Origin of the sequence: Allobosea sp., assembly GCF_030694325.1 — a bacterium.
Classification (GTDB): Bacteria; Pseudomonadota; Alphaproteobacteria; order Rhizobiales; family Beijerinckiaceae; genus Allobosea.
Map to the genome: position 1 here is coordinate 1 of NZ_JAUXYO010000323.1, position 6,732 is coordinate 6,732.

Annotated in this window: 7 protein-coding genes; 2 read left to right on the plus strand and 5 right to left on the minus strand. The window is 65.9% G+C overall.

Features of this window, described 5'->3' with window-relative positions:
• The 5 genes from Q8M82_RS20730 to Q8M82_RS20750 all read right to left on the minus strand — a co-directional run.
• Positions 1-131 (minus strand): NAD(P)-binding domain-containing protein (locus Q8M82_RS20730; protein ID WP_305693199.1); only part of this gene is annotated, 131 nt, incomplete at its 3' end.
• Between the two features lie 173 nt (positions 132-304).
• A complete protein-coding gene (locus Q8M82_RS20735; protein ID WP_305693193.1) occupies positions 305-1,213 on the minus strand; it encodes a carbohydrate ABC transporter permease in 909 nt (302 codons plus the stop codon).
• Complete coding sequence (locus tag Q8M82_RS20740; protein WP_305693194.1) at positions 1,206-2,153, minus strand: carbohydrate ABC transporter permease; 948 nt, start codon at positions 2,151-2,153, stop codon at positions 1,206-1,208. Before Q8M82_RS20740 ends, Q8M82_RS20735 begins: the two co-directional genes overlap by 8 nt.
• Before the next feature lie 136 nt (positions 2,154-2,289).
• Positions 2,290-3,615 (minus strand): ABC transporter substrate-binding protein, encoded by a 1,326-nt coding sequence (locus Q8M82_RS20745; protein WP_305693195.1) that lies wholly within the window; start codon positions 3,613-3,615, stop codon positions 2,290-2,292.
• A gap of 110 nt (positions 3,616-3,725) precedes the next feature.
• Positions 3,726-4,784, minus strand: a complete 1,059-nt coding sequence (locus Q8M82_RS20750; RefSeq protein ID WP_305693196.1) for an ABC transporter ATP-binding protein — start codon at positions 4,782-4,784, stop codon at positions 3,726-3,728.
• 264 nt (positions 4,785-5,048) lie between these two features.
• Between Q8M82_RS20750 and Q8M82_RS20755 the strand changes: the two genes are divergently transcribed.
• Both Q8M82_RS20755 and Q8M82_RS20760 read left to right on the plus strand, forming a co-directional pair.
• The gene (locus Q8M82_RS20755) at positions 5,049-5,810 is read left to right on the plus strand and encodes a FadR/GntR family transcriptional regulator (RefSeq protein ID WP_305693197.1); all 762 of its coding nucleotides are present in this window, start codon (positions 5,049-5,051) and stop codon (positions 5,808-5,810) included.
• Positions 5,811-5,992: 182 nt separating this feature from the next.
• On the plus strand, positions 5,993-6,732 hold a 740-nt coding region (locus Q8M82_RS20760), incomplete at its 3' end, for a 2-hydroxyacid dehydrogenase (RefSeq protein WP_305693198.1).

Consider the following 6,732-nt stretch of genomic DNA (forward strand, 5'->3'; position numbering starts at 1 on the left):
GCGGCGACCAGCGCCTCGCGCGCGCTCTCGCGCATGTCGAAGCCGGTGACGCGGAACTGGCGCTTGACGAGGTTCTCGGCCATCGGCGCACCCATGGCGCCGAGCCCGATGAAGGCGATGGAAGTCGGCATCTTCTGCTCAGGTCCTCTGTTGACGTCCGCCCGGCGACGTCAGACGCCGGCCCGGGATGGGGCCGTGAGACTGGACGATCGAGGATCGCAGCGCGAGCCCCGAACGGCGCGGTCCCGCCGTCGCACACCGCATGACGGCGCGGGGGGCTACAGCTCGCCTGCGCCGCGGGACCTCACTCCTTCACGGCTCCCGTCATCGCCGACACGTAATGCTCGACGAAGAAGGCGTAGAGGATCACCAGCGGCAGCGAGCCGATCAGGGCGCCTGCCATCAGCGAGCCCCAGCGGAAGATGTCTCCGTCGACGAAGTTGGAGATGATCGCCACCGGAACCGTCTTGTTGTGGTCCGAGGAGATGAAGGTCAGCGCGTAGATGAACTCGTTCCAGCACAACGTGAAGGCGAAGATGAAGGCCGAGATCAGGCCCGGGATCGCCAGCGGCAGCACGATCTTGACCAGGATCTGCCAGCGGCTCGCCCCGTCCATCAGGGCGCATTCCTCGAGCTCGTAGGGAATGGTCTTGAAATAGCCCATCAGCAGCCAGGTGCAGAACGGGATCAGGATGGTCGGATAGGTCAGGATCAGCGCGAAGGGCGTGTCGAACAGGCCATAGGCGTGGATTACCGCCGAGAGCGGGATGAACAGGATCGAGGGCGGGACGAGATAGGCGAGGAAGATCAGCCCGCCCACCGTCGCCGCGCCCTTGTAGCGGATGCGGGTGATCGCATAGGCCGACAGCACGCTGGCGAAGATCGAGAGGAAGGTCGCGGCGGTCGCGACCATCATCGTCGTCATCAGCCAGCGCGGATAGGCGCTGTCGAAGAGCAGCTTGTAGATGTGCTGGAAGGTCGGCTGGCTGACCCAGAGCGGGTTGCTGTTTTCGAGGTCGAGCAGCTGCGCATCCGGTTTGATCGAGGTGATCACCATCCAGTAGAACGGGAACAGCAGCACCACGAGAATGATGGCCAGCGGCATGTAGACGGTCACCAGCTTGCGCGGCAGCGTCTCCAGGTAGGCCATGCCCTCGCGATGGTCGGACAGCGTGCCCGGGGCGGCGTTGGGTTTCAGGGCGGCGTCAGTCATTGCTCTCTCCCTGCTGCCACTTGCGGCGCTGAAGGCCGAACCAGCTGATCATGATGGCGGCCAGGAGGAAGGGTACCATCGCGGTGGCGATCGCCGCGCCCTCGCCCAGCCGTCCGCCCAGAATGCCGCGCTGATAGGACAAGGTCGCCATCAGCTGCGTCGCGTTGACCGGGCCGCCGCGGGTCATGGCCCAGATCAGCTGGAAATCGGTGAAGGTGAACAGAACCGAGAACGTCATCACCACGGCGATGATCGGTGTCAGCAGCGGATAGGTCACGAAGCGGAAGCGCTGCCACCCCGAGGCGCCGTCGAGCGTCGCGGCCTCGTAGAGCGAGGGCGAGACGGTCTGCAGGCCCGCCAGAAGCGTGATGGCGATGAAGGGGATGCCGCGCCAGATATTGGCGAAGATGACGCTGCACTGCGCCAGGAAGGGGTCGCCGAGCCAGTTGATGTACTGGCCCTTGGCGAGAAAGCCGGCCTTCTGCAACAGCCAGGTGAAGATCGAGAACTGGGTGTCGAAGATCCACCAGAACGCGACCGCCGACAGCACGGTGGGCACGATGAAGGGGATCAGCACGATGGCGCGGATGAACGCCTTGAGCGGCATGTGGTTGTTCAGGAGGATCGCGAGATAGAGCCCGACCGCGAACTTCACCACCGAGGCAACCGCCGTATAGGCGAGCGTGAAACCCGTCGCGTTCAGGAAGTCGCGGTCCTCGAGCAGGTACTGGTAGTTTTCCAGCCCGATGAACACGCCGCCCCGGCCGATGCGCATGTCGGTCATGCTCATCCACATGCCCAGGATCAGCGGCCAGGCCAGGAAGAACAGCAGGAAGATCATGGTCGGAACCATGAACCAGAAGCCCAGCCAGTTCCGGTTGACCATCAGCCTCGTCCAGGCGGTGGTCTCCGGTTGGGCGGCGAACGAGCCTGAAGCCATCGCGAGCGCTTCCTCGATAATAGGGTGTCAGTCCCCCCGGCGGCGCGGAGCGACGCCGGGAAGAAGACCCGTAGACAGGGTGAAAGGCCCTTCCCTCGGCGCCGGTCGGCGCTGACGCCGGCCGGACGGAGGTCGGTCAGCGGTAGATGCGCTGCAGCTGCCGCTCGGCGAGCTGCATGGCCCCCGCGGCTGATTCACGACCGGTGCAGAAGCTGGCGAACATGTCGACAACGATGAAGTCCGCCATCGCGGTCGCCGCCTTCTCGTCGAGCTTGCCGCGGTGGCCCGCGACGAGGCTGCGCTTGGAAGCGTCGCGGAACACCGTGTTCTTCGGGTCCTTGGTCCAGACCGGGTTGTTGTCGAAGGCGTTCAGCGTATGCGTGAGGTAGCCGGCGGCCGCCTCCAGCCACGGGTTGAACTGCTCGGCTTCCAGCATGTAGGTCATGAACGCTTTGCAGGCGTTCGGGAACTTCGTGTAGGTCATCGCCATCATCGGGAAGCAGAGCTGGATCTCGGTCGGCTTGCCCGCCGGGCCGATCGGCCAGTAGGCATGGTCCATATCCGCCGCGATTTCCTTCTGCTTCGGGTCGCTGGAGGCGTTCGCCGCCGCATAGATCGAGATGCCGTTGGCGGTCAGCCCGAGTTCGCCCGACAGGAACAGACGGTTGTTGGAAGCGTCGTTCCAGGCCGCCGTGCCCTGGATGAAGGTGTCGTAGAGCGACTTGGCGTAGTTCAGCGCCGCTTCCGTCTCGGGAGAGCGGATGATCACCTTGCTGTTCTCGTCGACCTGCGCGCCGTTATGGGACCACAGCAGCCAGTAGGCGTAGGAGTTGCCGTCACCCGAGGCGCGGCCGAGCGGGAAGCCGGCCGGCGTGTTCTTGGCCTTCAGCGCCTTGCAGAGTTCCAGGAACCCGGCGGTCGTCTGCGGCACCTCGTTGAAGCCGGCCGCCTTGATCTGCGAGATGCGGTAGTTGAGGTAGCCGCCGTTGATCGCGGCGGGGATCGCGATCCACTTGTTGCCGAGCTTGCCATAGGCCTCGGCCACCGGCACCCAGCCGCCATACTTCTTGCCGAGATAATCGGCGACGTCGGTCACGTCGACGCACCGGTTCGGGAACAGGTGCGGCGTCGAGTACAGCGACCAGAAGATGTCGGGGCCCGTGCCGGTGTTGGCGGCGACGGAGGCCTTCGGCTGCATGTCGTCGAAGGACTCGGAGGTCACCGTCACGCGCACGCCCGTGGCCGCGGTGAAGGCGGCGACGATCTTGTTGAACGCCTCGTCCTCGGCGACGACGAAGCGGCGCCAGCGCATCACGTTGAGGGTCGCGCCCGCCTCGGGCTTGAAGGGCGAGGCCTGCGCCCAGGCCTTGGCCCAATCGGTCATGCCGGAGCCGACGAGAGCGCCGGCGCCCGCCACGCCGGCGAGGCCCTTCAATGCGGAACGTCGTGTCGGTTTGGTCATCAGCGTCCTCCCATGGACTCGGTTGCTAGGCCCGGGGTCTGGTGCGCCCCTTTGGCCTCGTGCTTCATCGCGCTCCGGGAGTTGCTCCCCCGTGAGCGCGAATGATCGGATCACGCCGCCAGGCTTTTCCCCGTGCCGGCGTCGAAGAGATGCGTGACATTGGTGTCGGGCGTGATCCCGATCAGTTCGCCCGGCTTGGCGGTGATGCGCTCGCGGAACACGCAGGTCAGGCTCTGCCCGCCGCAGCGGACGACGACCTGCGTCTCGGAGCCCATCGGCTCGACCACGACGACCTCGGCCTTGAGCCCGTTGTCGTCGAGCTGGATATGCTCGGGCCGGATGCCGAGCACCGCGGCCTTGCCGTTGGAATCGGCCGGATGCGTTCCGATCGGCCAGACCACTCCGCCCTCGGTCTCGAAGCCGGCGGGCGTGATCGTGCCGTTCAGCAGGTTCATCGAGGGCGAGCCAATGAAGGCGGCAACGAAGAGATTGGCCGGGCGGTCGTAGAGATCGAGCGGCGCGCCCATCTGCTCGACGATGCCGTCATGCATCACCACGATCTTGTCGGCCATGGTCATGGCCTCGATCTGGTCGTGCGTGACATAGACCGTGGTGGTCTTCAGGCGCTGGTGCAGTTCCTTGATCTCGGTGCGCATCTGCACGCGCAGCTTGGCATCGAGATTGGAGAGCGGCTCGTCGAACAGGAAGACCTGCGGATCGCGCACGATCGCGCGGCCCATCGCGACGCGCTGGCGCTGGCCGCCGGAGAGCTGGCGCGGATAGCGATCGAGCAGCTTCTCGAGGCCGAGAATGGCGGCCGCCTTGCCGACGCGATCGGCGATCTCCTCCTTGGGAGCCTTCCGCAGCTTCATCGAGAACGCCATGTTGTCGGCGACCGTCATGTGCGGGTAGAGCGCGTAGTTCTGGAACACCATCGCGATGTCGCGCTCTTTCGGCGGCACGTCGTTGACGACGCGCGGGCCGATCCGGATTTCGCCGCCCGAGATGTTCTCGAGCCCGGCGATCATCCGCAGCAGGGTGGATTTTCCGCAGCCGGACGGGCCGACCAGAATGACGAATTCGCCGTCTTCGATGTCGATATCGACGCCGTGAATCACCTGCGTCGAGCCGTACGCCTTGCGCACGTCGGCAATCTGCACTGAGGCCATCGGGCCTGTCTCCTCGTCGTCGTTTCCCCGTGGACCCGGTGATCCGCCACGAAGGGCGGAGTCCGGGCCGCATCGTCTATCGGCCTGTTGCGACCGATCGATGAAGGTTGCCGTCGGCTAAGGACCGTCCCGTTCCGGAGAACCGCGGTCCCTTGCACCGGCCTTCATCTGCGATAAAGTCATACAATACCCACAGGCGTGTCAAGCGCCGGGGCGGCAGCGGGCCGGCCACCCGTACGAGCCGCGAGGAGGAGGCGCCAGACGATGCGGATGCGCGACTATTCGCGGCCGACGACGCTCAATCCGGACCGCCTGTTCGGCCAGGTCGCCCAGAAGCTCGCGGTCGCGATCATCACCGGGGCCGTCAAGGCCGGCGAGGTCCTGCCGGACGAGGACGATCTGAGGGGCGACATCTCGGTCTCGCGCACCGCCTATCGCGAGGCCGTCAAGGTGCTCACCGCAAAGGGGCTGGTCGAGGCGAGGCCCAAGAGCGGCACCCGAGCCGCGCCGCGCGACAGCTGGAACCTGCTCGACCCCGATGTCCTCGCCTGGCATTTCGAGGCCGACCCGAACGAGAAATTCATCCGCGATCTCTTCGAGTTGCGCCGTTTTGCCGAGCCGGCGGCAGCCCGGTTGGCGGCGCAACGGCGTACGGCCGCCGACATCGCCCGCATCGAGGCCGCCTTCCGCGGCATGGTCGACAACGAGCCCTATGACGACGTCACCATCCGGGCCGACCTCGCCTTCCACGAAGCGGTTTTCGCCGCCTCCCACAACGCCACGCTGATGTGCCTGGCGAGCGCCGTGGCGGCGACGGTGCAATGGTCGCTGCTGCTCAAATCGATCGACGACCGCGATTTCTTCGTTGCGTCGCTGGTCGATCACGAGCGCGTTCTGGATGCCATCGTCCAGCGCGACGGAGACCTTGCAGCCACCCGCATGAAGGCCCTCGTGATCGACAGCCTGAACACGACGCTGGCGATGCTGACCCCGCTTTCGGCCGCGGCCATCCACAAAACCGCGTGATTAAATCATATTATATATGCACAGGCTGTGCTTCCGCGGGGTCCCGCGCTGTGGTGGGATGGCAGCCGGCCGATCGCACGGTGCCGATGGCTTTGCAAGCGTCGGCGACGGCTGCATTTAATCGATTCACCTCGGCCTGATCAAGCGCCGCCCTCCACCCAGAAGCCTGACGGAAACGCACCATGACACGGCCCAACGCCACCGAAATCCTGATGACGGGCCCGATGATGGCCTATGCGGCCGACCAGCTGAAGGCCCGCTTCACCGTGCACGAACTGTGGAAGGCGGAGGACAAGGCGGCCTTCCTGCGCGAGATCTCGGACCGGGTCCGCGGCGTCGCCGCCGGCGGCGGGCATAACCGCGTCGACGGCGCGCTGTTCGACGCACTGCCGAAGCTCGAGGTCATCTCCAGCTTCGGCGTCGGCTACGACCATGTTGACGCGGCCGAGGCCGGCCGGCGCGGGCTCGTCGTCACCAATACGCCCGACGTCCTGACTGACGAGGTCGCGGACCTCGCCATCGGCCTGCTGATCGCCACCGTCCGCCAGCTGCCGCAGGTCGACCGCTATCTGCGCGAGGGCAAGTGGCTGAAGGCCCCCTATCCGCTGACGACCTCGCTGCGCAAGCGCAAGGTCGGCATCGTCGGGCTCGGCCGGATCGGTAAGGCGGTGGCTCAGCGCATCGAGGCCTTCGGCCTGCCGATCGTCTATCACGGCCGCTCGCGCCAGGCCGACGTCGCCTATCGCTACTATCCTTCGCTGGTCGAGATGGCCCAGGACGTCGACACGCTGATCTCGGTCGCGCCCGGCGGTGCCTCGACCCACCACATCATCAACGCCGAGGTGCTGAAGGCGCTCGGCCCCGACGGCATCGTCGTCAATGTCGGCCGCGGCACGGTCGTCGACGAGCAGGCGCTGATCGA

Coding starts and splice junctions, on each gene's coding strand:
- Q8M82_RS20735 (WP_305693193.1), bottom strand. CDS start 1,213: ATGACTGACGCCGCCCTGAAACCCAACGCCGCCCCGGGCACGCTGTCC.
- Q8M82_RS20740 (WP_305693194.1), bottom strand. CDS start 2,153: ATGGCTTCAGGCTCGTTCGCCGCCCAACCGGAGACCACCGCCTGGACG.
- Q8M82_RS20745 (WP_305693195.1), bottom strand. CDS start 3,615: ATGACCAAACCGACACGACGTTCCGCATTGAAGGGCCTCGCCGGCGTG.
- Q8M82_RS20750 (WP_305693196.1), bottom strand. CDS start 4,784: ATGGCCTCAGTGCAGATTGCCGACGTGCGCAAGGCGTACGGCTCGACG.
- Q8M82_RS20755 (WP_305693197.1), top strand. CDS start 5,049: ATGCGGATGCGCGACTATTCGCGGCCGACGACGCTCAATCCGGACCGC.